Consider the following 24,922-nt stretch of genomic DNA (forward strand, 5'->3'; position numbering starts at 1 on the left):
TCGGGCAGCGTGTAATCATCCAATCATTTTCGCCGCCTGGCCGTTCCACCTCGCATCAATTGCGCATCGACATCCGGCCGCCGGCGACGGGTCGTCTCAACATACACGGGAGCAGCGCCACGCAACTCCCTGCCGTTGTTTATCGCAGCAGCGCTCCGCCGTGGCGATGGGTAGATAAAGGCGATGCATTTGCATCGATGCGCGCGTGCAGCATGGTGCTCGATCATGACCCGGTGCTTTGCAGGATATTGCAGAAGGTCAGGATGACCATTGCATGGACGGCGATATCCCCGCCATGATATACGTATTTATTGGAATGCTCGCCCGTGGGTTTCGCTCCCCGGCCGCCCTCAGGCGTTACGATACCATACAACGATACGTTCAAACAGCTCTGGGAGATACGATATGAACTCCAACCCCGGCTCAATCCTCATGATTCGCGGCGCCGCCGCCATTCTTCTCGGCCTTTTCGCCCTGCTCTGGCCCGGCATCGGTCTGTTGCTGCTGCTTCTTCTGGTGGGCGCGTACGCTTTGGTGGACGGCGTCCTGGCCCTGTGGACCGCATGGACCCGGCGCCGCCAGGGCATGGGGCACGGTCTTGTGGTCATCGAGGGCGTGGCCGGCGTGCTGCTCGGTCTGATGCTGCTCTTTGCGCCCGGCTTCTCCAGCCTCGTGCTGATCACGGCCGTGGCCATCTGGGCGCTGATCACCGGTTTCGCCCAGCTGATGGACGCCTTCAGCCCGGTGGAACGCTCCCGCACCGGAATGCTGGCCCTCAACGCGCCGCGCTGGGCCGTAGGCCTCAGCGGGTTGTTGTCCATGCTCTTCGGCGTGCTGCTTCTGGCCTGGCCGCGCGCCGGCATCACAGCCATCGTCTGGATCATCGCCTTTTACGCCCTGGCCGGTGGCGTCATCGTTTTCTATCTGGGCATGCGCCTGCGCAACCGCAGCTGACCTTCTGCCTCGCCTATCGTTTCCCGCCATTTCAAGGGCGCGCCGCATCGATTCCCGTCCGATACGGCGCGCCCTTTTGCCTATAACACCCAATAATTAAATCACATCAAAAGATTGTCCCCATCACTGATACATACCCTTTACGCCCCCATGTGATGGTCCTATCACTTTACCATAGGCGGTTTGTTCCCAGCACCCATCAACTCAAAGGGGGTTTGACATGAAAATCCTGGCTGCAATCGACAACTCTGATTTCGCAAAGCATGTTCTGGACAAGGCCATTGATCTTGCACGCACGGAGAACGCCAAGCTGTCCGTAATGACCGTGGTCAACTTCTCTCCGTACTTCATGGGCGCCGGAGAGATGCCACCTTCCGTGGTGGACAGCGTCCACGCAAATGCCAAGAAGCTCATGAAGCAGGCCGAGCAGCAGGCCAAGGACAAGGGCGTGACCGTGGATACGATGGTACGGGAAAGCTACTCGCCGGCGGCGGCCATTGTGGAAGATGCGGAAAAGACCAATGTCGACATGATCGTGGTGGGGCACAAGGGCGTTTCCGCCATCGAGCGTTTCCTGGTGGGCAGCACGGCCGCCAAGGTGGTTTCCCACGCCCCCTGTTCCGTGCTTGTGGTCCGCTGACCAAGACTGTGTCGGGGCTCATGGCAAGGAGGCTGTTTCCATGCCCATGTACGAGTACCTGTGCAATGAATGCGGCGCCGTGTTCACCGAGATTCTGACGGTGGCGGAGATGGAGAAGCGCAAGATGCCGTGTCCCAAGTGCAAATCAAAGGACGTGAAACGCATCGTGTCGCACATCCATACGATAACGACCAAGAAGAGTTGAGCATCGTGCGCAGATATCGACGGGATTGACGCCGCGATTGGCGGCGAAACTGGACTGCGGCCATTCGCAGAGCAGCCAAACGGCCTTCCCGGAGGGCGAGCCTCTCCAGAGCAGGAGAAACCCAATGCAAGGGGACGCGATACGCACCGCGCCCCCTGTTTTTTTAGAAGCCTTCTCAAAAATGCTCTTTCGCCCCGTGGCAGCGTCAGGCTCGCCCACACGAAGGTCGAATATTATTGGATATGCTCCCTCCGCGTGGAACTCGCCTTCCTTGCCACAAGCCAAAACTTCTATTGTTGAGATGACTTCTACCAGCTACATGCTGATCGCCTCGGCCGGGCACGCCTCCATGGCTTCCTCTGCGCAATCCGCCGTGGAATTGGGATCAAGCACCACAGCCAGATCTCCGTCGTCGTTCATTGCAAACACCTCCGGGCAAAGCTCCACACACGATTCACACGCCATGCACGCATCTGCGTCGATAACAATCGCCATGATCCGCTCCTTTTGTATGACGTGAATACGGCCGGGGGCCACGAACCCTGGCTTCGGCGCTCTGGCTCCCCTCCTCCTCTATCCGGCCATACGGCCGGGCTCTCGCTTCGCCATTTGACGGCGGCGCCGAAAAGCACCTGCCCATCAACGCTGTCTGCATCGCGCAGACCCCAAACCAATATCAGTCTTCCTGAGCAAACACGGCGGAGTACACAGCGCAATACTCATACACTATGGCACTAAAGCCGCTGCAAGGTCGCAAGTGTTTTTCGGGTAAGCTGGGCCAGATAAGGCGCCGTTACGTTGACCCTAAATCTACAGGCCGGATATTATTACAGGGTTTCAATTCCCGAGCCGGAAGGGAGTGCCCGCTCAGGAACATGTATAAGCGCTCACCAAACGGACCAAGGAGAACGACATGGCCAATCAGGATTTCCCCGGTGTTTGCTACGCAGGCTGCCAGGATAAGGATTGCAAAATCACCCCCATGGACACCGACGCCGCCAATGAACGCGTGACCAAGCTGCCCACGGGGTACACCAAGACTCTGGTCAAGAGCCTGGCCTACGCCTTTCCGGACAAGCTGAGCGACGAGGCCGACGCCTACATGGTGTTCGACGCCATGAAGGCCGTCATCACCAACGTGCTCAAGAACAGCGACGTGATTGAGCTCGAAGGCCTGGGCGAGTTCCGCGTGGACCCGGCCGGCGGCCGCAAGCACGTGGTCTTCACCCCCACCCGCGCCCTGGAGGATGCGGTCAACGAGTAGCCGCCCCCGAACCACCAGCAGAAAAGGCCGGCGTCCTGGATGGGGCGCCGGCTTTCGTATCGTATACAGTGCGGCTCGCTCCGGCAGGCAGGGCAACGACGCCCCGCAACCGCCCACAAGCCTCTGCGAATGATGGCCCTACTTCCGCCGGCCTTCCTCCAGCATTGCGAACAGCGACCCCACCCGCGCATCGATATCCTCCTGCTCCGGCAGGTCGAGCACGGACGGCGATTCGAGCTGGCGCTCCACCAGACCCTGCATGGGCGGGAAGGTCACGACGCGGTCCGGCAAGCCCTCAACAGCCAGTGACGCCGGGGCCGAAGCCACGCGGTTCAAGACGAGCACCTGGTTGTCGAGCCCCAGCTCGCCGGCCAGCCGGCTGATGGAGGCGGCCGTTTCCAGACCGCGGAAGCTGGGCTCGCTGACCACCACCAGGCCGTCCACGCCCTCGATGGCGCCGCGGCCCAGGTGCTCCACCCCGGCCTCCAGATCCACCACCACGTAGTCGTTGCGCTCCAGAAAAAGGTGCGCCAGCAGCGCCTTGAGCAGTGCATTGGCCGCGCAGGCGCAGCCGCTTCCGGCCGCGGCCACCGTGCCCATCACCAGCAGCTTCTTGCTGCCGGAGCCATTGCCGCCGGACACGGGCGCGTCCACGGCCAGGCTCTCCGGCAAGTCGTCCACCTGCGCCGAGATGGCGAGAAGCCCCTGACCGATGCGCTCCCGCACCAGGTCCTCGCGGGTGACCAGCGGCGCCGGCAGCGATGCCGACAGCAGGCCCGAGGCCTGTCCCAGGGACAATGCCGTGTCAGCGTCGAGCATCCAGACGTGCGCGCCCTGACGCGCCAGATAGTCCGACACCCACGCCGCCAGTGTCGTCTTGCCCACGCCGCCCTTTCCGGCGAACGCGATCTTCATGAGCTCTCCTTGCTGCTGTCCATATGGTTGTGCCTTCGGCGATTGTACAAAGACACGCCTTTGGCAGCTCAAAGCCTTATGCCTCCGGCGGCCGGGGGAACCAGCCACCGAGGGGCGCTGCCCCTCGTGCACCCCGCCAGGGAGCTTAGCTCCCTGGACCCGTAACGGGTCCAGGAGACCCAGAAAGGGGTCAAGGGGCCTGGGCCCCTTGCGGGGTTGAAGGGCAGCGCCCCTCAACTGCCAGAGAGCCTCCTACGTCAGCCCCAGGCCGGTGCGCTTGGCCTGGATGCGCGCATCGATCTGCTCAGCCGCCTTGAAGGGGTCGGGCTCCACGATGAAGTGCGCGCCCACCACGTCGTCCAGGCCGCCCAGGGCGAGGTTGGTGACGGTCTCGCTGCCGGTGATGTGCGGCGGCAGGCCCAGGTGGGTAAAGATGCCGCTGGCCACGGCGTACAGGCCGATGGCGGCCGCCTTTTCCGAGTACCACTCCGGCGCGCTGGCGGCCACGGGCAGGTCGGCGATGTCCACGCCCAGGGCGTTGGCCAGCACGGCGCAGAGGTGGATGATGCGTGCGTTGTCCACGCAGCTGCCCACGTGCAGCACCGGCGGAATGCCCAGGGATTCGCACACGGCCTTGAGCCCGTCGCCGGCCTGGGACGCGGCTTCCGGCATGAGCAGGCCGGCCTTGCCCAGGGCCGAGGTGGCGCAGCCGGTGCAGAGCACCAGGATGTCGCGCTTGATGAGCTCCTTGGCCAGGTTTGTGTGCACGTAGTCCTGCTTCAGCTTGGGGTTGTTGCAGCCCACGATGCCCACGGCGCCGCGCACGGAGCCGGCCTTGATCGCCTCGATGAGCGGGTCGGGCGTGCCGCCCAGAGCGCCCAGGATGGCCTCGTTGGAGAAGCCGGTCATCATCTGCATGGGTCCCTGGGGAATCTGCACGCGGCTCTGGTCGCGCTCGGTGAAGGCCTCGATGGCCATGCGCACAACCTGGTCCGCCTTCTCGCGAGCATTCTTGTAGTTGAACTCCACGTGCTCCGCGCCGGTGAAGTGCGCCTTGTTGGAGGTGGAGACGAACTTGGTGTGGTAGCAGTGCGAGATGGTCACCAGGCTGGGCATGATGCACTGGTAGTCCACCAGCATCAGGTCCACGGCGCCGGTCACGATGGTCAGCTCGGTCATCAGGTGGTTGCCGGCCATGGGCACGCCCTGGCGCATGAGCAGCTCGTTGCCCGTGCAGCAGAGCCCGGCCACGTTGATGCCTGCCGCGCCGGCGGACTTGGCCGCCTGGATGAACGTCTCGTCGCGGGCCGAGGCGAGCAGCATCTCGGAGACGATGGGGCTGTGGCCATGGACCAGGATGTTCACGTGGTCCTTTTTAAGCACGCCCAGGTTCACCTCGGTCATGCCCGGCTTGGGCGTGCCGAAGACGATGTCCGAGATCTCGGTGGCGATCATGGAGCCGCCCCAGCCATCGGACAGGGAAGTGCGCGCCGCGTGCAGGCAGATGCTCACCGCGTCGCTGTCCACGCCCATGTGGGTACGGTGCATCATCTCCACCACTTCCCAGTCCACGCCGCGGGGGGCGATGCCCACCTTTTCCCAGAGCTCGCGGCGTTTTTCCGGCACGCGCGCGGCAAAGGAAAGCCGCTTATTGGAGCCGAAGCCATAGTCGCGGGTGAAGAGCGCGGCCAGCTCGGCCGCGATGGCCTTGTCGTCCTTGTCGTCCGTGCTGAGGCCTACCTCGCCGGCGATGCGCCGCAGCTTGTCGCTGTCTTTGATAACGTAGTCTGTGGTCTCGCCGGCTCCGATGGCGGCCAGGGTCTCGACCAGGTCACGCCCGTGGTCCGAGTGCGAGGCAGCGCCGGCGGCCACGAACCGGCCGAAGTTGCGCGCCACGGTCAGGTCGGCGTCGGCGCCGCATACGCCGTGGGCCTTCTTTTCGCTGTCCGGCTTGATCCGGCACGGACCCATGACGCATTTCTTGCAGGTCAGGCCAGTTTCGCAAAACTTGCAATGGGGGGTCTGTCCTTCGAGGCGGTCCCAGACGGTCTGGATGCCCTCGGCCTCCGCCTTGCGGATCATGGCCTTGGCGTCATCCCACAGAGTCAGATCGTCGATGCCCCGTTTTTCCTTTGCCATACGTACCTCCCGCGTTTCACGTTGCGTCATTCCGGTGTGAAAAACGCATTCCGTGTCCGTTCTTTCCTCGTCAATGGGGACGATACGTGGTTTCGGCTATCGTGTTTGTCGCATGCCCGACACTTCGCGACACTTTTTTCACTTTTCCGTGGGGCAAAACTCCACAAGGCCAGCGGCGCAACGCAATCCGTCCAGATCCGGCAGGAAAAAGACGCCGCGGCCGCGCTTTTCCAGAAGGCCCTGCCGGGCAAACTCGGTGATCAGGGTCGAGACGGTCTGGCGCGAGGCGCCCACGGCGTCGGCCACCTGCTGCATGGTCAGGCCCAGACGGATCTCCACGCCGTTGGCCTCGCCATGGCTCAGGCGCTCGGCGCGCGACTGGGCGAGCAGAAGCTGGGCCAGCCGCTCGGACGAGCTCTGGAACGCCAGGCTGCGGATGGTTTCGAAGGAGTTGCTGAGCATTTGCCCCAGCACGCGAACCATGGTCTTGGTGAACTCCGGCACGTCCACCAGCCGGCGGCTCACCTCGTTCACCGGCGTGACCAGCAGTTCCACGGGCTGGTCCATGGCCTCCACATAGGTGCCGCTGTGGGTGGCGTAGATGTCGCCGGGGCCCAGAATGGCCAGGGTGAACTCCTTGCGCTCGCACGAAAGGAACACCCGGACCACGCCGGAACGGATCACGAAGACCAGATTCTCGTGGGAGTCCGGGCTATACAGGAGAGCGCCGGCAGGCAGGGAGCGCGCATGGAAAAGCTCGCGCAGCACGGCATGTTCGGGACGCTCCAGCTCTGCCAGGAGATCGATTTCCGAAAAACGCATGGACTCCTCGTATGTGCGCGAAAAGGGTTGGGGATCACTCCGATTCCTGGTGCGGACAAGTATGATAAAATACTGCCTGACACCCTTCTTGTAAATCCGGCCCGGCAACCCGCGTGCCCTCTCGATTCGTTCCCGCGCCGCGTTCTCTTGCTCCCAATGAATTCCCCCATGGAATTCGCCCTTTTCCACAGCTCCGCCATGCACTTTTGCGAGTAATGGGTGTACTATCGCCACATAGCAAACTCGGGCGGCTCAGGGTCGTCTCGTTCTCCGTGCTCCCATGCGAAACTGCCGGCAGCTTACTCCGGCGGGAAGCTCGCGCTACGCCACCTTCTGGAGGGAATATCTCGATGCCCCCGGCTAAAGGCTCGCTTCGGAAGTTCTATCCGCTCATTGGAGCGGTGGTTCTGTTTCTCGGCGTCATCGTCCTCGCCGTGGGCTACTCCAGTGAGCGCCGCTTCATCCAACTGCTCACCAATATGGACGCCAAGTGGATCTGCGCGGCCGTGGGTCTGCAGGTGACCACCTATCTGGACTCCGCGCTGGCGTGGCGGGTGGCGCTCTCCAGCCAGGGAAAGCGTGTTCCGCTTCTGGAGTTCGTGCAGCTCGGTCTGGCCAAGCTCTTCACCGACCAGGCCGTGCCCTTGGGCGGGGTGAGCGGCGCATTGCTCATGGTGCACGCCCTGGGCAACCGCGGCGTGGAGCGCGCCGTGTGCCTGGGCATCTTCCTGCTGGTGATGGTGTCCTATTATACGGGATACGCCCTGATGGTGGGCGCGGCGCTGATCGTGCTGTTCGTGGCCGGGGACATGAACGATCTGCTGTTGGGCATGGCCGTGGCCTTCGGCGCGGTAGCAATCATTGTGCCGGGCGTTGTTTTCTGGATACGTCGCCATCCGGGGCACAAGCTGCCGAAGTTCGTAACGCGCCTGCCCGGCGTGCCGCTCCTGCTCCAGGCCCTGGGCGAAGCCTCCTCCGACCTGATCCGCAACCGCCGGCTCTTCATCACCGTCTCTTTGCTGCAGGCGTCCGTCATTATCCTCGACGGCCTGACTTTGTGGATCATGCTCAAGGCCCTGGGCCTGCACCTGGGCATCCCCCAGGCCTTTGCCAGCTTTGTCATGGCATCGGTGGTGGCCACACTGACCATCTCCCCCGGCGGCCTGGGCAGCTTCGAAGGCGGGTGCGTGGCCATGCTGCACATCTTTGGCGTGCCGCTGGACGCCGGGCTCACGGCAACGCTGCTGCTGCGCGGCTTCACCTTCTGGCTGCCCATGCTGCCGGGCATGTGGTTCGCCCACCGCGAGATGGGTTGGAGGCGCACGCATGGACACAAGACATGACGCCTTCCGGAGACCGACTCCGGAGAACGCTTTGATCTGGTAGGAATGCCGCCCGGCCATGGACCCCCTTCCCCCCACCCTGGCCGGCATTGTAGGCGCGTGCGTGCTGAGCACCGAGCTGTTCAAGCACCGATTCTTCAGGAGCTAGCCGCCTCCACGCCGAGCCAGACAGCAACGGCGGCATATGTACTCCCGCTGTCCCGCAACACTTCTGAAACCCCCAAAACGCCTTGACGGACTGGCCGCGCTTTTGTGACGATCCCGCGTCGAACCGCCCATTATTTGGAATGTAAGCTGCATATGACTGATGCTGCTGTGTCTTGTTGACGAATTTTAACAAAAGTGTGTAATCCGACCCACTACACCTTGCAACATTAACAATCTTGTACAGGGAGACTCCTCCATGAAACGACTTCTCACCGTGTTTGCCGCCGTGCTCCTTGCCGTGGCGCTGTCGTCCTCCGCTTTTGCGGACCCGGTCGCCATCCGCATCGCCAACTCCGGTCCGGACAAGCCCGGCAACCGCACTGTCAAGGCCGGCCAGATCTTCATGAACGTCGCCAAGACCATGAGCAACGGCGAGCTCGATCCTACCTTCTACCACGCCAGCCAGCTCGGCGCCGAGCGCGAAGCCCTGGAAGGCGTCCAGATCGGCACCATCGAAATGGCCACCCTTTCCGGCGGCCCCGTACCCGGCTTCTTCCCCGAGGTGATGGTCTTCGACATCCCCTACCTCTTCTCCAGCAACGCCGCGGCCTGGGAGTTCTTCAACTCCGACTTCATGCAGAAGTTCAAGGACGAGTTCGTGAAGAAGACCGGCGTGCGCATTCTGGCCATTACCGAGAACGGCTTCCGCCATTTCACTAACAAGAAGAATCCGATCCACGTGCCGGCCGACCTCAAGGGTCTGAAGGTCCGCACCATGCAGAACCCGGCCCACATGGCCATGGTTCAGGCCATGGGCGCCGACCCGACCCCCATCGCCTTCAGCGAGCTGTACATGGCGTTGCAGCAGGGCGTGGTGGACGCCATGGAATGCCCCATCGCCCTGATCCACGACATGAAGTTCTATGAGGTCCAGGACTACATGGTGCTGGACGGCCACCTGTACAACCCGCTCTTCGTGTTCGTGAACGAATCCTTCTACCAGGGCCTGTCCGACACCCAGAAGAAGGCCCTGGACGAGGCGTCCAAGCAGTTCGCCATCGCCCACTGCGCCTTCAACCAGGAGGCCAACGGCGAAGCGCTTAAAAATCTTGCGGACCAGGGCATGGAGATTTACCATCCCACCGCCGAGGATCTCACGAAGTTCCGCGACATCGCCCAGCCCGCCGGACTGAAGTACATCCGCGAGAAAATCGGCGACGAGTGGGTCGACGCCGCGCTGAAGGCCGCCGCCGAGGCGGAAGCCACCGTGGCCGGCAAGGAAGACGCCATCGTCCAGGAATACATCGACACCGCCAACAAGGCGCTGGCCGAGGCCCAAAAGTAGCCCGGCTGCCGCCGTTTCATACGCACTCTATCCGGGGCCGGTCGCCAGTGCGGCCGGCCCCTTCAGGTCAAAGACAATGCCTTGGCTCCGCCCCCTATCGTACAGCATCAACCTGCTTGCCAACTGGCAGGTCAAGCTCTGCGGCGCGCTCATTGTGGTCACTGGCATCGCCATGACCATCATCATTCTGCTGCAGGTCTTCTTCCGGTTTGTTATTTACGCCCCATTTCCATGGAGCGAGGAGATAGCCCGCTTCATCATGATCTGGATGGCCATGTTCGGCAGCGTTATCGCCTTCCGACGCGGCCGGCACATCGGCGTGCGCTTCGTGGTGGAACGCCTGCCCGTCGGCGTATACGACCGCTTCATCGCTCCGGTGGTGCAGCTCACCACCATCAGCTTTCTGGCGCTCCTGGCCTGGCAGGGCTGGCAGCTTGCCTACCGCAGCCGGTTCCAGGTCTCCCCGGCGTTTGATCTGCCCATGATCTACCCCTATCTGGCCGTCCCGGTGGGCATGACCATGATGGTGCTGGACGTGCTGGGCGACTTCCTGCACGACCGCTGCCCCACGCCGGCAGGCTCCACCGCCAACATCGCCACGTCCTCCCTGGTGGATCTGGACACCATTGCCGCCTGCGCCCGCGAAGAGCAGGAGAACGGGACCGCCGATACGGCGGAGGCTACGAAATCGGGGGCGAACTCATGATCGCCATCGTCGCCGTCGTCTTCATCCTCACCCTGTTCCTCGGTGTGCCCGTGGCGCTGTGCCTGGGCCTTTCCGCCCTCTCCGGCCTCACGGTCATGGATACCCCGTTCATCCTCCTGGCCCAGCGCTTCTTCCAGGGCATGAACTCCTTCCCGCTCATGGCCGTGCCGTTCTTCGTGCTGGCCGGCGAGCTCATGAACCAGGGCGGCACCACCCAGCGGCTCATCAACTTCGCGAGCATGCTGGTGGGCCGCGTTCCCGGCGGCCTGGCCCAGACCAACGTGGTCGCCTCCATGTTTTTCGGCGGCATCAGCGGCTCGGCAGTGGCCGACGCGGCGGCCATCGGCTCCATCATGGTGCCGGGCATGGTGCGCAAAGGCTACGGCCCTGGCTTCAGCGCGGCGGTCACCGCGGCGTCCTCCACCATGGGGCCCATCATTCCGCCGTCCATCTTCATGGTCATCATGGGCGTCACCACGGGCCTGTCCATCGGCGGGCTGTTCGCTGCCGGCATCATACCAGGCCTGATGCTGGGCTTCGCCATGATCGCCTACAGCTACTTCGTGGCCATCCGCCGCAACTATCCAAGGGAGACCGAGCCCGTCACCAAGGAACGCGTGATGCGCGAGCTGCTGAGCGCCGGCCCGGCGCTGCTGGCTCCTGTGGTCATCCTGGGCGGCATTCTGGGCGGCGTGTTCACCCCCACCGAGGCCGCGGCCGTGGCCGTGCTCTACTCCGCGCTCCTGGGCGTGTTCGTCTACCGCGAGCTGGACCTCAGGAAGTTCGTCGACGTGCTCATCAACAGCGGCGTCACCACCTCGGTGCTGCTCCTGATCATCGGCATGGCCAACATCTTCGCCTGGGTGCTCACGGCGGAGCAGGTGCCGGGACGCATCGCGCACATGCTCCTCAGCCTCACCGAAAACCCGTACCTCATCTTGCTGCTCATCAACGCCTTCCTCGTGTTCATCGGCATGTTCCTGGAAGGCGGCGCGGCCATCATCATCCTGGCCCCCACCCTGCTGGCCGTCACCACCCAGGTGGGCATCGATCCCCTGCACTTCGGGCTGATCATGGTGCTGAACATCGTGGTGGGCCTGCTCACGCCGCCGCTCGGGGTCTGTCTGTTCGTGGTCTGCGGCGTCACCGGCCTCAGTCTGCAGCGGGTGACGCGCGCTGTCGTGCCATTTTTATTCATTGAGTTCGGCGTGTTGCTGTTGGCAACGTACTTCCCCGGACTGATCCTGTTCCTGCCGCGTCTCTTTGGCTACATGTAAAGGCAATCTCGTGAAAACATCCATTGCTTCATGCGTTTCTTCCATAGGTTTCAGTGCCATACGCCGTATGATGTTCATGGCTCAGGACTACGACGACGTCGTGACCCTGGGCATTGGCGAGCCCGACATGGACACGCCGAAACACGTTATCCGCGCGGCCATGAACGACGCCCTGGCCGGCTGGACCCACTACGCCCACTCCCAGGGCGACCCGGAGCTGCGCCAGGCCCTTTCCGACAGCCTCCTGGCAGCGGGCCGCGACGTCTCGCCGGACCGCATCCAGATCACCCACGGCGCCATGGGCGCTCTCGTGGCCGTCATGCGCAGCCTGCTCTGCGACGGCGGCGAGGTGCTCACGCCCGAACCCCACTTCCCGGACTACGCCGCCCACGTGGGCTTTGCCGGCGGGAAGCTCGCCACGGTACAGGCCCGCTTCGAGGACGGCTTCATTGTCCGGCCGGACGAGCTGGAAGCCGCCGTGAACGAGAACACACGGATGCTGCTGCTGAACAGCCCGGGCAACCCCACGGGCGCGGTGCTGCCCGGCGAGGTGCTGGACGCCATCGCCGAGATAGCCGTGCGCCGCGACCTCTTCGTGGTCTCGGACGAGGTCTACGACGCCATGAGCTTTGACGGCCCGGCTCCGAGCATCTTCGACCGTCCGGGCATGTCCGAGCGCTGCCTCGTGGTCAACTCCTTCTCCAAGACCTACGCCATGACCGGCTGGCGCGTGGGTTACTGCTACGGCCCGGAGTGGCTCATGCGCGAGCTCATCAAGGTCGTCAGCTACTCCACGGCCTCGGCCAGCACGCCGGGCCAGCGCGCCGGACTGGCCGCCCTGCGCGGTCCCAAGGAGCCGTTCCAGGCCATGGTGGACGAGTTCACCCGCCGCTCGCAGTACGTCTACTCGCGCCTTGCCGAGATGCCGGGCCTACGCGTCAACAGGCCCCAGGGCTCGTTCTATATGTTCGCAGACGTCTCCGGCTCCGGCATGGACGGCCTCGCATTTGCCGAGACCCTGCTCAAGGAGGAGCAGGTGGTGGTCATTCCGGGCGAAACCTTTGGCCCGTCCTGCCAGCCGTTCATCCGCATCGCCTGCACCGTGCCCATGGATCGTCTGGAGATCGCCATGGACCGCATGGAGCGATTCATGAAGCGGCATGGAGAGACGGCGTGAGCCTGCACGCCGAACTCAAGGCCGCGCTGCGCAAGGCCGTGCCCACAGGGTATCTGGATGCGCCCGAGGATTTGCGCGTTTACTCCTACGACATGTTCGCACGGGCCGAGCCCGAGGCCGTGGTGCTGCCCGAATCCACAGAGCAGGCGGCCGAGGCCCTGGCCCTGGCCGAACGGTTCGAGACCCCCGTCACCCCCCGCGGCTCCGGCACCAGCCTGACTGGCGGGCCCACGCCTGTCCGCGGCGGCCTGGTGCTGGGTACGGCGCGCATGAACAAGGTGCTCGATCTTTCGCGCGCGGACCGCATCGCCCGCGTCCAGGCCGGCGTCATCACCGCTCAGCTGCAACGCGCCGTGTTGGAGCAGGGGCTGTTTTACCCGCCCAACCCCACCTCGGCCGACTACTGCACCCTGGGCGGCAACGTGGCCACCAACGCCGGCGGCGCCAGCGGCGTGAAGTACGGCGTGACGCGCGACTACCTGACCGGCCTGACCGCAGTGCTGCCCGGCGGCGAGATCCTGGCCACAGGCGGCCGCTGCATGAAGGACGTGGCCGGCTACGACATCACCCGGCTGCTCTGCGGCAGCGAGGGCCGGCTGGCGCTCATCACCGAGGCCTCCGTGCGGCTCTTGCCCAAGCCGGAAGCCGTCCGCGCCATGAGCGCCTACTTCACGGACCTCAAGGCAACGGCCGAGGCCGTGGCCGCCATCATGTCCTCCGGCTACGCGCCGTGCACGCTGGAGCTCATGGACCGGGCATTCCTGAAGGCCGTAAAGCAGGCCTACGACTTCGACTTTCCCGCGGAGGCCCAGGCCCTGCTGCTCATCGAGGTGGACGGCCCAGAGGCCACCCTGGGCGGCCAGATGCAGGCCATCGCCAGGCTGTGCAAGGAGCACGGCGCGTTCCAAACTACAGTGGCCGCTGACGAGACCGAGCGCGCAGCACTCTGGCAGGCCCGCCGCGGCGGCACCGCCGCCCTGGTCCGGCAGGTCAGCTTCATGGTCAGCCTGGACTATGCCGTGCCCGTCTCCCAGCTGCCGGCAGCCGTGGAAGGCATCGGACATATCGGTCGTAAACACGGGCTGGATGTCGCGGTCATCGCCCACGCCGGCGACGGCAACCTCCATCCCATGGTCATCTACGATCCTTCCGACGCGGCGCAGTCCGCCGCCTTTGCCGCGTTCGACCGCGACGCCTGCAACGCCGTGCTGGAGCTCGGCGGCACCCTGAGCGGCGAACACGGCATCGGCCTGGAGAAGGCCGCGCACCTGCCGCGCCAGCTCTCCCCCGCGTTCCTGCGGCTGGCGCGTGAAATCAAACGATCTTTCGACCCGCGCGACCTGCTCAACCCCGGCAAGTGCGAGTCTTTCTGCAGCAATGAAGACTGACCCCGACGTTCTTTCGACCGACGCCCCGCAATGCGACCGCTGCGGCCGCTGCCTCTCGGTCTGCCCGGTCTACTCCGTCTCCCACGTGGAAACCGACTCCCCCCGCGGCAGAACCGATCTGACCAGCGCCGTGACCTCCGGCGAGCTCAACCCCGGCCCGCGCTTCTTCGAGGCCGTGGACCGCTGCCTGCTCTGCCGCTCCTGCGCCGTGGCCTGTCCCAAGGGGGTGGATACCGCGTCCAATGTCCTGGCGGCGCGCGCCGAAGTCTCCCGTCCGCATGGTCCTGGAGCCCGTCTCGGCGAGGCGGCCATGGATGCGCTCATCCCCCACCGCTCGCTCATGTCTGCCTGCGTGCGCACCGCCGGCGTATTCTCCCGATTGCTGCCCGCGGACAAGGCCGGCCGTCGCCATTTCCCGGAGTACCTGCCCCAGATGCTTTCCGGACGTGGCGTGCCCCCTATCACGGGCCGGCCGCTGCAGAAACGGTTGCCCTCCCTGGTGCCGCGCTCTCCGGGCTCGCCCAACCGCGGCCGCGCCGTGTTCTTTACGGGCTGCTTCTACGGTCTGGTGGACTTCGGACCGGGCCTCGCCGCCGTGAAAATGCTCTGCGACAACGGCTTCGACGTCCTCATTCCGCCGGACCAGCAATGCTGCGGCGCACCCGCGCTGTTCAGCGGCAGGCTCAAGAGCTTCAAGACCGTGCTGCGCAAGAACCTGCGTTCCCTCGCAGCCGTGGAAGGACCAATTCTCACGGCCTGTCCTACCTGCGCCTCGGTGCTGCGCGCCCATTACCCGGAGATTGCCGCCCGAATGGGCGGTCCGGAGGCGGAGCAGGCCAAAAGCCTCGGCCCTCGGGTGCAGGAGGCGTTGACCTTCCTGGCCGGGCTTTCATCCCTGTCCCTGCCGGGTTCGACGCAGATACGCAGCGCGGCCGTGCATCAGCCCTGTCACTTTGTCCATGCCGGTGGCGACCCGGCCGCCGTGGCCGATCTCATGCACAAACGCGGCGTGGAGCTCGTCATGAACGGCGAGACCGCCTGCTGCGGCGGGGGCGGCGTCTCCAGCCTCAAGAACCCGGACCTGGCGCGGGAGCTGGGAAGCGCCGCGGCCGGAAAAATCGCGGCGAGCGGCGCGGAGGTCGCGTCCGCCGCCTGCCCGGGCTGCGTGCTTCAGATAGGCTCACATCTCGGCAAGGCCGGCTCGAACATGCCGGCTATCCATCCCCTTGAAATCCTTTGCCCAATACGATGACCATGAACGCTATACTTTATGACAACGCCGATGTCGTAACCATGGATGACAACACGCCCCGGACGGACGCCGTGCTTGTGCGCTGCGGCCGGGTGGAGGCGCTGGGCGAGCAGGCCCGCGCCCTGGCCGGAGAGTCCGCCGAAAGGCGCGACATGCACGGGGCCTGCATGGTTCCCGGTTTTACGGAAAGCCACATCCACTACTTTGACTGGGCCCTGGCGCTCAAGCATCTCATGCTGGACAAGGCGCGCGGCCTTCCCGACGTGCTGGACGCCGTGTCCGAAGAGGCGGCCAAGCCGGAGCGGGAGTGGGTCATCGGCTACGGCTGGTACGAGGGCGGGTGGCCCGAGCAACGCATCTTCACCCGCCGCGATCTCGACGCGGTCTGCCCGGACAAACCCGCCGTGCTCTGGCGCGCCGACCTGCACCTGGCCGTGGTCAACACCAAGGCGCTGGAAGCGGCCGGCATCGCCAGAAACGCTGGCCAGCCCGCCATGGGCCGCATCGACGTGGACGAGAACGGCGAGCCCACCGGCGTGCTGCGCGACTGGGGCATCAACCCGGTCCGCACCCTGGCCCTGGCTTCGCTGACGGACGAGGATATTGACGAGGCTTTTGCCGATGCCCAGAAGGAGCTGCACCGCTACGGCATCACCGGCGTGCACGACCTGCGGCTCATGGGCGGCCTGGAGGCCGGCCCGGCCCTCTCGGCCTGGCAGCGGCTCCGCCACTCCGGCAGCATGCGGCTGCGTTCCTGGTGCTGCATGGCTGTGGAGCATCTGGAAGAGGCAATCCGCCTGGGCCTGCGCACCGGCATGGGCGACGAGTGGCTGCGCATGGGCCACTTCAAGGTCTACTCCGACGGTTCCATGGGCGCGAAAACCGCCTGGGTGCTTGATCCGTACCGCAAGAGCAGCGCCGGCTCCGGCCTGCCCATGTTCGCCATGGACGAGATCGGCCGGCTGCTGAAGCTGGCGCGGCAAAGCGGTAACTCCCTGACGATCCACGCCATTGGCGACCACGCCGTACGCGACCTGGGGACGCTGCTCCGCGAGACCGAGTCTTGCACCGCATCGCAGCGGTTTGCGCCGGACCGCATCGAGCACATGCAGATGGTGCGCACCGAGGACCTGGATTGCTACGCCGGGCTCAAACCCGGTAGCGTAGCCGTCTCGGTGCAGCCCCTGCACCTCGTCCTGGACATGGACATGATCGACGGCGAGTTCGGCGAACTGGGTCGCTTCACCTACCCCTTCGCCTCCATCCTCAAGGCCGGCATGGCCCTGGCCTTTGGCTCGGACTGCCCGGTCACGCACTTCGACCCGCTTCTGGGCATGCACGCGGCCGTGGCGCGGAATGTGCCGGGCTGCGAGGCCACGCCCTGGCACGGTCAGGAGTGCGTCAGCGCGGAGGACGCCCTGCGCGCCTACACCGTGGGCCCTGCCGCGTCCTGCGGGCTGGAGAACGAGGCGGGCTCCATTGCGCCAGGCAAGCTGGCCGACTTCGCCGTGCTCTCGAAGAACCCGCTGGAGATCCCCACGGCCGAGCTGACCGGCATCGATGTGCTGCAAACGGTCGTGGCCGGCGAGTTCGTGTTCTCAAAATCCAAGTAGCGTAGAGCGACGCCGACAAAGGCGTTGTGTCCAACGTAGCACAGAGCCCGACAAGCGAGATAAGGAAAAAGGGTGCTGTCCGATTGGGGCGGCACCCTCTCTTTTTCTGAAGCCGACGAAGAGACTTGAACTCCTGGCCTGCTTATTAGCAATCTATTCTTTTCACGCTGTTATTTCAGACTATGTCGTATCTATCTTCTATTACATTTTGGCCGGTGTTGTTGCCGTTTGAGCTGTTGTTCTCAACAACTGCAGAAACATTCGAATAAGCTCGTTCTCATTTTCATTTTTCCGCTGTATCATAAAGTAATTCACATCATTTGGTTTTATATCCGTCTTAAGTTCTTTCATGAGACCTTGATCAAGGTATCGTCGGACGCAACAACGAGGAAGGATGGTTATCCCGGCATCTGCAAGAACAAGATTCTTGATGGATTCCATATCCGGAAGGATGGTCGGTGTGCGCATACCAGAGTACCATGATTGTTTTTTGAGCCACCTCATGGCAACGTCATGCACTTTGGTTCCCTTTTCTCGGATAATAAAAGGCTGATTCGCACAATCCCCATGCTCTAACTCGTAGCTGTATGTTGCATAACGCGGTGAGCTGATGGCAAGAACGCATGGCTCAACAAGAAGCGTTGTAAACTTGAGCCGGGAGAACCCTGGGGAACGTGGAGCAAAACCGAGATCTACAAAAGAATTCTGAACCCATGTCGCTGTGGTATAGGCATTTCCAAAATGGAGCCGAATATCTACATGGGGGTATGTTTCTAAAAGCGTTTTAAATATGGGGGTCAAAAAATATGTACCCATGACGGAAGATGCAGCAATATTCAACGTGCCGCACATTCCGCTTTCCTGGCTCATTGTCGTGCCTTTGATATCATCAATAATCCTAAATATTTCATGAGCCTTTTGGAGAAGCTGCTTCCCCTCCACTGTCAGGCGAATTTCCGAGCTGGAGCGGACAAACAACTGATACCCTAACTCCTGTTCGAGTGACTGGATATGGTGTGTCACGGTGGGCTGCGTTATAAAAAGATCCTGTGCAGCTCGCGTGAAGCTCCGTGTCGAAGCAACCTTGATATATGTTTGTAGGTGAGAAAGGTTCATGGCCAGCTCCATCACTATCAATTTATATATTCAGTAAAATTTGTGCGTCCGTTGCCGAAGTTTCAATGACTGACCAGTTCCACAAACCTCTGGACAGAAAACGCCACGAGAGCCAGCAGCTCGCATTTTCCCCTCTTATACTCTTGGCAAAACAATAGGTCTGTCGCTGCTGTCCCTACCTCAACACAATACACACGTGCCCCTGACGTGATGCGGCCTTCCGCGTCGACAATCACCATAGAAAGCATCCAATGCAGAAGCATGCTTGAAAGCTCCTGCAATATTTGGCGCTGATTTCTTCTGATCGGGCATCGACTCGCGCGCGTCGGCTCCCCGGATATCGGGCATTTTTCCAGCCAGTTAACTCCGCCTGTCCGTGATGCCCAACCTGCGGCAGGAGCCGGTACGGGCACTTCGTTCACGCAAGTTTCGCCTTTTGCAGCCCACGCCCTGCTGCCACGAGTATCTCTGCTGCGCTTAAAATTCCATACACCTGCCCTCAATAATTTTGGGTCAGAATCAATAGTCGGCATCTTGCTTATGGCTGTTTTCTGCTGGCGCCGGGGCAACCCCGGGGCGTGCCGCACACGGCATGCATATTTGGCCGGCACATGCAATATTTGAATATTATAGACAAAATATGAGGAAACGACATAGCCGCCTCGCATCATACGCCATGATCGACCATCCTCAGGCCCATAGCAAAAATTTATTTGAGGAATGCAAATTTTAAATTTGCTCAAAAAAACATCCATACATTAGGTAATAGCAAACAAATCTTACATCACTGCGAGGAAAGAAATGAACGAAGAAGAAATATATCGTAAAGCTGTTGATCTGGTAGCCAATGCACGTGGCAAACTGGAGGTCACAAACAAGGTCGGTGCAAATAATCTTGAAGAACTGAGCATCGCCTATACACCAGGCGTCGCCGAACCCACCCGTGCTGTACACGCAGATAAAAGCCTTCAATACCAATATACGGCAAAGGCCAGTATGCTTGCCATTGTCACTGATGGAACTGCCGTTCTTGGTCTTGGTAATGTCGGACCCGAAGCAGCAATGGTTGTTATGGAAGGGAAAGGAGTTATGCTGAAGCATTTTGCTAATGCAGATCCTGTACCACTGTGCCTTTCAACTACTGATGTTGATGAAATAGTAAAAACTGTCAAGAATGTAGAGCCTTCTTTTGGATTCTTTTTCCTTGAGGACATTGCCGCTCCCCGTTGTTTTGAAATTGAGGAACGTTTGAATCGTGAGCTGAACGTTCCTGTATTCCATGACGACCAGCATGGGACAGCCATGGCCATTTGTGCCGGTCTGAAGAATGTCGCGCGGTTGAGTGGGTGCGACCTGTCCAGCAAGCGGGTTGTCATAAGTGGTGCGGGCGCCTCGGCCATTGCCACAGCCAACCTTCTGTTCGAGCTTGGAATCGACAAGATAACCATGTTCGACAGCAAGGGCGCGCTTTCCAAGAATAGAAATGACTTAAACAAGTACAAGCAATCTGTTGTTGATCGAAGCAGCGTAGCTCTTGAAGGAAATCTGGCCGATGCATTTAAAGGTGCCGATATTTTTATCGGCCTTTCTCGCGCGGGCCTGGTCTCCAAGGAAATGGTGGCTTCAATGAATCCTGATGCCACAATATTTGCTCTCGCCAATCCTGATCCGGAAATCTTCCCCCCCGACGCCATAGAGGCAGGTGCCCGTTATATTGGTACCGGGCGATTCGATTTTCCGAACACCGTCAACAACTTGCTTGCATTTCCAGGAATAGTCAAAGGTGCAATGCGATCAAGAGCAGCACATATTACGCTCGCCATGAAGCTGGCTGCAATTGACGCAATTGCAAACTACGTCACCGATGATAAACTTTCGGAAACGTATCTCTTGCCTAATCCATTGGACATGAACCTTTCCGACAGTGTCGCTACAGCCATCGCCGCAGTGGCTGATAGTTGAGAGATGAAATAATCATCATTCTGTTTTGCTACGCATTTTCTCACTGTCTCGGAGTCACGCTCCCCACTGGGAAAATATTCAGCATATAAAGGATAAGGAGAGGAAAAATGGCCGCCATAGCGCTCCCTTACGGGAGCACAACCATTCCATTGCGCATCCGGGAAGGTTCCAACACCAAGGTATACAAGCCGAACAGGCCAAGCATCCTCCAGAATCCGCTAGAGAAGACCCGCGAGGTGTTGCGCCATCCCAATGGCACAAAGCCATTATCGATGCTGCTCAACGAGAAGAAGAAAGATAAGATCCTTGTGGTCGTCAATGACGAAACAAGGCCGATGCCCTATGACATCTTCTTCCCGCCCTTGCTGGAAGTCTTTTCACAATGCGGCATACCTGACTCCAACATTACCTTCCTCATCGCTACGGGGCTGCACAAGCCCCACGATGAGGCCCTGAATATCAAAACATTCGGGGCGGAGATGGTGGAACGATTTCAATTTATCTCGCACGACGCCGATGACCGTGAGATGCTTGTCAATCTTGGGCCGCTTCCTGGTGGAATACCTCTTGAAATCAATCGACTGGCAGTGGAAGCAGATTTCGTGATCACTTTGGGAATCGTAGCGCCACACTACTTTGCCGGCTTCTCCGGCGGAAGAAAATCGATCCTCCCTGGTGTTGCAGGACATGAGACCATAGAAAGGAATCATGCAAAGTTGTTCGATGTCGTAGATGACTTGCCAGAAATCCATCAAAATCCTATCAGCCAGGAGATGATTTGGGGCGCTCGGAAAGTTGGTGTTGATTTCATCCTCAATGCAGTGGTGACTGATGACCAGGAAGTCGTCCACATTGTTGGAGGCGATATGGAATCGGCATGGTACGAGGCGACGGAAGTTTCAAAAAGTATGTATGAAGTTCCATTCAGTGAGTTTGCAGACTTGTGCATCATCTCAGCATCTGGATATCCACGCGATGTAAACATGTATCAGTCACAAAAGACTCTTGATCACGGAGATAGGGTGACGCGTAATGGCGGGGACATCATCATGCTCACCGAATCCCCGAAGGGGTTTGGGGAACCGGTTTTTGAAGAATGGCTGTCTAAAGGAATGTCCCCACAGGATATTGTGGATGCGATTCGTAAGAATTTTGTAATGGGTGGACACAAGGCATATTGGTTTTCACGAGTTACGTTGCGTAAAAAGCTTACGATCATCTCTTCGCTGAGCGAAGAAGATACACACAAGCTCTTTGCCAGCAAAGCTGACAATGTCCAGGCGCTCTATGACGCCTTCCTGGATGAGAATCCTCAAGCAAATGTCGCCATACTGCCGCAAGGAAGCATTACCCTCCCAGTTTATTCTGAGTCTTAGGCATCAGATTCAATGCTTGCGCATATGGTAAGCTGCCTTAGTGACGCCATGTCGCATGGAAAAGGTCTTTCTGAGTGAACTGAGATGGATATAACCTGACACCTGGGCCACCAAAAGGTTGTGGTCATGCCGTCCCTGGCTGGGTATCGATGGAGTTGCGAAGCTTCACGAACCCTTTCGAGGAGAACGCCATGACCACGAAACGCAAAGTAGCACGAAGGAAGATGAGTCTGCTAGAGCTGGCCACTGAATTGGGCAACGTCAGCAAAGCGTGCAAAATCATGGGCTATTCCAGGCAGCAGTTCTACGAGATCCGGCGCAACTACCAGACCTTCGGCGCCGAAGGTCTATTGGACCGCCTGCCCGGGCCGCGAGGCCCGCACCCCAACCGCGTCGACGAGGCTGTCGAGCAGGCCATCCTCGACTACTGCTTGGCTCACCCCACGCACGGGCCGCTCCGCGTCGCCCAACAGCTTGTCCTGCAAGGCGTCCAGGTCAGCTCCGGCGGTGTCCGCGGCGTCTGGAGCCGGCACGGCTTGCTCACACGCCACGAGCGGTTGCTGCGGCTGGAGAAGAGCGTGCGAGAGCAGCGTTTGGAGCTCTCGGACGAACAAATCCGCGTCCTGGAGCGCTTCAGTCCCGAGTTTCGCGACCGGCACATCGAGACGCGTCACACCGGCGACCTCGTGGCCGTGGACACCTTCTTCGTGGGCACGCTCAAGGGCGTTGGACGCGTGTATTTGCAGTCGGTTATCGACTGCCACAGCCGCTATGCCTGGGGCCGACTCTACACCACCAAGTTGCCGGTTACCGCGGTTCACGTGCTCAATGAGGACGTGCTGCCGTTCTTCGAGGAGCACATCGCGCGCATTTCGACGATTCTCTCGGACAACGGTCGCGAGTTCTGCGGTCGCCCGGACAAGCATCCGTACGAATTGTTCTTGCAATTAGAAGGGATTGAGCACCGGACAACGCAGGTTCGCCGGCCGCAGAGCAACGGCTTTGTGGAGCGGTTGCATCGGACATTGCTCGACGAGCATTTCCGCATCAAGGGCCGCGAGAAGTGGTACGAATCGGTGGAGGAAATGCAAGAGGATCTGGACAGTTACCTGAACCACTACAACCGGGAACGCACCCATCAGGGCCGCGGCATGGACGGCCGAGTGCCCTACCAAGCGTTCCTGGACGGCATCGTAATCGACGAAGCAGAGGTAGAAAAAGAAGAAGCAGCGTAGCCATCACCCCGCCAGGGGCGGAGTGTCAGGTGAATACTATCTCTGTACATTCTGAGTCGTATCCTTTGTGCCTCAGTTGTCACGATTCTTAAGAACATAGCCATATAAATGCATTACTGGTCTACATGCCTGCATTTTTCGAATCTGGTTGAAGCGAGGGAACTCAGCATCGCGACATATGGAAACGACGTTTTCTTCGTAGTGAAGACTTCTCTTGATGCAGCTTCATTATCCGCAGGAAAAGGACTGCCTCAATTTCGAGCTAGTTCCTTTATTTAAGCCAGTATACTCAATTCCCGCGACTCCAGAAATGGGGCAAGGGAGCAATGCTCCCTTGCGGTGAGTATCAGGGGCAGCACCCCCTCAGAACTCCGCTCATAGTAACCGCCGGCGCAGTGGTATCCTCCGCTGCGCCGGCGGTTTTTATTACAGCAATTTGTCACCAAAGGGACTGCGGAAGGCTGCGCATACAGGCGGGGCAACTTGCCGTCGCTTTGGTCATCATGTCCCAAAATCAGCGGCTCATTCATGGGATTTGTTTAGAGAGTCCTGATAGCCTTCTTACAACACACGCTTCAGGCTTCTTCTTCATCCTCCTGGTCCATCCCTGCATCCTTCTCGTACGTCCTGACAAAGCCTGGCGTTCGTATTGGAAGCTGCCGGCAGGACTTCAGCAGCAACTCGTCCGTTGGTATCGTGACATCGCTCTACCCTTTTGGAGGTAGCAGTTCCTATCGCTGAGATTAAACGCTCCTCCTTCGTGCAGGAGTGCTGCGTGTAGAAAAAGATACGAAGTCATGGTCTGCTGACCATACCATGCACGTGTGCGCCGCTTGAACGAGGGCTCAATTTGTCGAGCCCAAACTCAGGTCGATTCCCTCTCAATGATCTCATAACCCACATTATAGATTGGGGATTCAAGCGTCTCCCCGGAAAGGACCTCGACGAGCATGGATGCTGCCTTTGTTCCCATTTCGTAGCGGGGCACATGCACAGTGGTCAGTCTCGGATGTACGCTTTCCGCAATGGACAAATCATTGAAACCGGCAATGGCCAGCTCCCCAGGGACAGCGATTCCACGGCGTTGGCATTCCATGAGCAGACCGACGGCGAGAACGTCGTTGGCGCAGAAGACCGCCCTGATTTTCGCCCTGTTTTCGAGATAGATGTCGGCGAATTGCGCGGCGAGTTGAAACGTTGATGGCTGGTCATAGAACTGGACAAAGCCGTCGCCCCGCAGCCCGTTGTCTCGGAGCGCTTTTTGGTATCCCTCCATGCGTTTGAGTGCACGGAGGTCCCTGTCGGGCATCGTTCCAAGAAAAGCAATGTCTTCATATCCCCTCTCTATGAGGACAGACGTCATATCATAGCCGGCCCCGGCGTGGGAAAGACCGACGTTGATGCCCAGCGGCTTTTCCACAAGCTCCATCAGCTCGATAACTGGAATCTCGATGGAGGAGAGCAAATCACGCGTGGCCTGGGAATGCGTTCCGCCGGTTATCATGATGGCCGGGGGTGACCATCCCAGAAAGGTTCGGGTGAGATGCTCCTCTTTGGAGATCGAATAGAGCGTGTTGCCGATCAGCGTCTCCAGCCCGTGCTCGAAAAAATGCTCCTGCGCACCCATGATAATGTCGGAGAAGACGGCGTTTCGCAAAGCCGGCACGAGTATGGGCACGACCGGAGCATGCACGGAGGCGAGGCCTCCCGCCATCCGGTTTGGCACATAGCCCAACTCACGGACAGCAGCCATGACGGCGTCACGCGCTGCCGGTGATGCATAATCAGACCCTGAAAGAACTCGTGAAACCGTTATGGGGGCGACGCCGGATAATTTGGCCACGTCCTTCATGGTAACGCGGCCACTACCTCGACGCTTCCTTTTCTTCTGGGGCGTTTCTGTCATTTAACCTCCTGAAGTTTTTTTATGCCCGGCTCATCTGGATAAGGCAACTGTTAATAAAACCGGGATGTTTTGTGGCCAGCGCTACATGTGAATTTGGTTGACAGTGTGTTTCATTTATGCAAATGGTAGCGCTACCATAA

General features: G+C 60.5%; 21 protein-coding genes. 15 read left to right on the top strand and 6 right to left on the bottom strand.

The features are described from left to right. Window positions 1–405 precede the first annotated feature (405 nt). From E8L03_RS07470 to E8L03_RS07480, 3 genes are all read left to right on the top strand, one after another. Window positions 406–954, top strand: a complete 549-nt coding sequence (locus E8L03_RS07470) for an HdeD family acid-resistance protein (protein ID WP_144233855.1) — start codon at window positions 406–408, stop codon at window positions 952–954. Between the two features lie 220 nt (window positions 955–1,174). Further along, on the top strand, window positions 1,175–1,594 hold the full coding sequence (locus tag E8L03_RS07475; protein WP_144233854.1) for a universal stress protein: 420 nt from the start codon (window positions 1,175–1,177) through the stop codon (window positions 1,592–1,594). A 40-nt stretch (window positions 1,595–1,634) separates the two neighbouring features. Continuing rightward, a complete protein-coding gene (locus E8L03_RS07480; protein ID WP_144233853.1) occupies window positions 1,635–1,799 on the top strand; it encodes an FmdB family zinc ribbon protein in 165 nt (54 codons plus the stop codon). 315 nt (window positions 1,800–2,114) lie between these two features. Here E8L03_RS07480 and E8L03_RS07485 read toward each other — a convergent pair whose 3' ends face one another. Continuing rightward, window positions 2,115–2,294, bottom strand: coding sequence for a ferredoxin (locus tag E8L03_RS07485; protein ID WP_171266982.1), 180 nt, complete (start codon window positions 2,292–2,294; stop codon window positions 2,115–2,117). A 418-nt stretch (window positions 2,295–2,712) separates the two neighbouring features. Here E8L03_RS07485 and E8L03_RS07490 point away from each other — a divergent pair, with 418 nt between their 5' ends. Beyond that, window positions 2,713–3,063 (top strand): HU family DNA-binding protein, encoded by a 351-nt coding sequence (locus E8L03_RS07490; protein WP_144233851.1) that lies wholly within the window; start codon window positions 2,713–2,715, stop codon window positions 3,061–3,063. A 138-nt stretch (window positions 3,064–3,201) separates the two neighbouring features. On the opposite strand, the gene E8L03_RS07495 is transcribed toward E8L03_RS07490, so the two are convergent. From E8L03_RS07495 to E8L03_RS07505, 3 genes are all read right to left on the bottom strand, one after another. After that, complete coding sequence (locus tag E8L03_RS07495) at window positions 3,202–3,978, bottom strand: ATP-binding protein (RefSeq protein WP_171266983.1); 777 nt, start codon at window positions 3,976–3,978, stop codon at window positions 3,202–3,204. 252 nt (window positions 3,979–4,230) lie between these two features. Continuing rightward, complete coding sequence (gene cooS, locus E8L03_RS07500) at window positions 4,231–6,117, bottom strand: anaerobic carbon-monoxide dehydrogenase catalytic subunit (protein WP_171266984.1); 1,887 nt, start codon at window positions 6,115–6,117, stop codon at window positions 4,231–4,233. Between the two features lie 138 nt (window positions 6,118–6,255). Continuing rightward, entirely contained in the window at window positions 6,256–6,939 is a 684-nt protein-coding gene (locus E8L03_RS07505; RefSeq protein WP_171266985.1) for a Crp/Fnr family transcriptional regulator, read from the bottom strand. A gap of 350 nt (window positions 6,940–7,289) precedes the next feature. Between E8L03_RS07505 and E8L03_RS07510 the strand changes: the two genes are divergently transcribed. The 8 genes from E8L03_RS07510 (at window position 7,290) to E8L03_RS07545 (ending at window position 17,187) form a co-directional block, all read left to right on the top strand. Further along, window positions 7,290–8,282, top strand: a complete 993-nt coding sequence (locus E8L03_RS07510) for a lysylphosphatidylglycerol synthase transmembrane domain-containing protein (protein ID WP_167512320.1) — start codon at window positions 7,290–7,292, stop codon at window positions 8,280–8,282. 403 nt (window positions 8,283–8,685) lie between these two features. Continuing rightward, complete coding sequence (locus E8L03_RS07515; protein WP_144233846.1) at window positions 8,686–9,774, top strand: DctP family TRAP transporter solute-binding subunit; 1,089 nt, start codon at window positions 8,686–8,688, stop codon at window positions 9,772–9,774. A gap of 76 nt (window positions 9,775–9,850) precedes the next feature. Beyond that, complete coding sequence (locus E8L03_RS07520) at window positions 9,851–10,480, top strand: TRAP transporter small permease (protein WP_171266986.1); 630 nt, start codon at window positions 9,851–9,853, stop codon at window positions 10,478–10,480. Next, a complete protein-coding gene (locus E8L03_RS07525) occupies window positions 10,477–11,757 on the top strand; it encodes a TRAP transporter large permease (RefSeq protein WP_144233844.1) in 1,281 nt (426 codons plus the stop codon). The genes E8L03_RS07520 and E8L03_RS07525 overlap by 4 nt, the downstream gene beginning before the upstream one ends. A gap of 76 nt (window positions 11,758–11,833) precedes the next feature. Continuing rightward, on the top strand, window positions 11,834–12,934 hold the full coding sequence (locus tag E8L03_RS07530) for a pyridoxal phosphate-dependent aminotransferase (protein WP_171266987.1): 1,101 nt from the start codon (window positions 11,834–11,836) through the stop codon (window positions 12,932–12,934). Then, a complete protein-coding gene (locus E8L03_RS07535; RefSeq protein ID WP_171266988.1) occupies window positions 12,931–14,322 on the top strand; it encodes an FAD-binding oxidoreductase in 1,392 nt (463 codons plus the stop codon). The genes E8L03_RS07530 and E8L03_RS07535 overlap by 4 nt, the downstream gene beginning before the upstream one ends. Further along, window positions 14,312–15,574: a (Fe-S)-binding protein gene (locus tag E8L03_RS07540; protein ID WP_171266989.1), complete on the top strand. Its 1,263-nt coding sequence runs from the start codon at window positions 14,312–14,314 to the stop codon at window positions 15,572–15,574. Before E8L03_RS07535 ends, E8L03_RS07540 begins: the two co-directional genes overlap by 11 nt. 2 nt (window positions 15,575–15,576) lie before the next feature. After that, window positions 15,577–17,187, top strand: coding sequence for an amidohydrolase (locus E8L03_RS07545; RefSeq protein WP_171266990.1), 1,611 nt, complete (start codon window positions 15,577–15,579; stop codon window positions 17,185–17,187). 201 nt (window positions 17,188–17,388) lie between these two features. Here the strand turns inward: E8L03_RS07545 and E8L03_RS07550 are convergent, their stop codons facing one another. Beyond that, window positions 17,389–18,303 carry a LysR family transcriptional regulator gene (locus E8L03_RS07550; protein ID WP_171266991.1) on the bottom strand — a complete coding sequence of 305 codons (915 nt, stop codon included), beginning with the start codon at window positions 18,301–18,303 and terminating at the stop codon, window positions 17,389–17,391. Between the two features lie 801 nt (window positions 18,304–19,104). On the opposite strand from E8L03_RS07550, the gene E8L03_RS07555 reads away from it, so the two are divergent. The 3 genes from E8L03_RS07555 (at window position 19,105) to E8L03_RS07565 (ending at window position 22,876) form a co-directional block, all read left to right on the top strand. Further along, entirely contained in the window at window positions 19,105–20,265 is a 1,161-nt protein-coding gene (locus E8L03_RS07555) for an NAD(P)-dependent malic enzyme (protein WP_144233838.1), read from the top strand. A gap of 107 nt (window positions 20,266–20,372) precedes the next feature. After that, entirely contained in the window at window positions 20,373–21,641 is a 1,269-nt protein-coding gene (locus E8L03_RS07560) for a nickel-dependent lactate racemase family protein (protein WP_171266992.1), read from the top strand. A 191-nt stretch (window positions 21,642–21,832) separates the two neighbouring features. Then, complete coding sequence (locus tag E8L03_RS07565) at window positions 21,833–22,876, top strand: IS481 family transposase (RefSeq protein WP_171266993.1); 1,044 nt, start codon at window positions 21,833–21,835, stop codon at window positions 22,874–22,876. A gap of 865 nt (window positions 22,877–23,741) precedes the next feature. On the opposite strand, the gene E8L03_RS07570 is transcribed toward E8L03_RS07565, so the two are convergent. Further along, window positions 23,742–24,782: a LacI family DNA-binding transcriptional regulator gene (locus E8L03_RS07570; RefSeq protein WP_171266994.1), complete on the bottom strand. Its 1,041-nt coding sequence runs from the start codon at window positions 24,780–24,782 to the stop codon at window positions 23,742–23,744. Window positions 24,783–24,922 lie beyond the last annotated feature (140 nt).

The organism is Oceanidesulfovibrio marinus, assembly GCF_013085545.1.
Classification (GTDB): domain Bacteria; phylum Desulfobacterota; class Desulfovibrionia; order Desulfovibrionales; family Desulfovibrionaceae; genus Oceanidesulfovibrio; species Oceanidesulfovibrio marinus.

What these genes read in the sequence shown, in the direction of transcription:
- E8L03_RS07480 (WP_144233853.1), top strand. Translation starts at nt 1,635, where the DNA reads ATGCCCATGTACGAGTACCTGTGCAATGAATGCGGCGCCGTGTTCACC.
- E8L03_RS07515 (WP_144233846.1), top strand. Translation starts at nt 8,686, where the DNA reads ATGAAACGACTTCTCACCGTGTTTGCCGCCGTGCTCCTTGCCGTGGCG.
- E8L03_RS07565 (WP_171266993.1), top strand. Translation starts at nt 21,833, where the DNA reads ATGACCACGAAACGCAAAGTAGCACGAAGGAAGATGAGTCTGCTAGAG.
- E8L03_RS07495 (WP_171266983.1), bottom strand. Translation starts at nt 3,978, where the DNA reads ATGAAGATCGCGTTCGCCGGAAAGGGCGGCGTGGGCAAGACGACACTG.
- E8L03_RS07475 (WP_144233854.1), top strand. Translation starts at nt 1,175, where the DNA reads ATGAAAATCCTGGCTGCAATCGACAACTCTGATTTCGCAAAGCATGTT.
- E8L03_RS07485 (WP_171266982.1), bottom strand. Translation starts at nt 2,294, where the DNA reads ATGGCGATTGTTATCGACGCAGATGCGTGCATGGCGTGTGAATCGTGT.
- E8L03_RS07505 (WP_171266985.1), bottom strand. Translation starts at nt 6,939, where the DNA reads ATGCGTTTTTCGGAAATCGATCTCCTGGCAGAGCTGGAGCGTCCCGAA.
- E8L03_RS07560 (WP_171266992.1), top strand. Translation starts at nt 20,373, where the DNA reads ATGGCCGCCATAGCGCTCCCTTACGGGAGCACAACCATTCCATTGCGC.
- E8L03_RS07530 (WP_171266987.1), top strand. Translation starts at nt 11,834, where the DNA reads ATGGCTCAGGACTACGACGACGTCGTGACCCTGGGCATTGGCGAGCCC.
- E8L03_RS07570 (WP_171266994.1), bottom strand. Translation starts at nt 24,782, where the DNA reads ATGACAGAAACGCCCCAGAAGAAAAGGAAGCGTCGAGGTAGTGGCCGC.
- E8L03_RS07470 (WP_144233855.1), top strand. Translation starts at nt 406, where the DNA reads ATGAACTCCAACCCCGGCTCAATCCTCATGATTCGCGGCGCCGCCGCC.
- E8L03_RS07545 (WP_171266990.1), top strand. Translation starts at nt 15,577, where the DNA reads ATGAACGCTATACTTTATGACAACGCCGATGTCGTAACCATGGATGAC.
- cooS (WP_171266984.1), bottom strand. Translation starts at nt 6,117, where the DNA reads ATGGCAAAGGAAAAACGGGGCATCGACGATCTGACTCTGTGGGATGAC.
- E8L03_RS07540 (WP_171266989.1), top strand. Translation starts at nt 14,312, where the DNA reads ATGAAGACTGACCCCGACGTTCTTTCGACCGACGCCCCGCAATGCGAC.
- E8L03_RS07520 (WP_171266986.1), top strand. Translation starts at nt 9,851, where the DNA reads ATGCCTTGGCTCCGCCCCCTATCGTACAGCATCAACCTGCTTGCCAAC.
- E8L03_RS07525 (WP_144233844.1), top strand. Translation starts at nt 10,477, where the DNA reads ATGATCGCCATCGTCGCCGTCGTCTTCATCCTCACCCTGTTCCTCGGT.
- E8L03_RS07510 (WP_167512320.1), top strand. Translation starts at nt 7,290, where the DNA reads ATGCCCCCGGCTAAAGGCTCGCTTCGGAAGTTCTATCCGCTCATTGGA.
- E8L03_RS07490 (WP_144233851.1), top strand. Translation starts at nt 2,713, where the DNA reads ATGGCCAATCAGGATTTCCCCGGTGTTTGCTACGCAGGCTGCCAGGAT.
- E8L03_RS07550 (WP_171266991.1), bottom strand. Translation starts at nt 18,303, where the DNA reads ATGAACCTTTCTCACCTACAAACATATATCAAGGTTGCTTCGACACGG.
- E8L03_RS07555 (WP_144233838.1), top strand. Translation starts at nt 19,105, where the DNA reads ATGAACGAAGAAGAAATATATCGTAAAGCTGTTGATCTGGTAGCCAAT.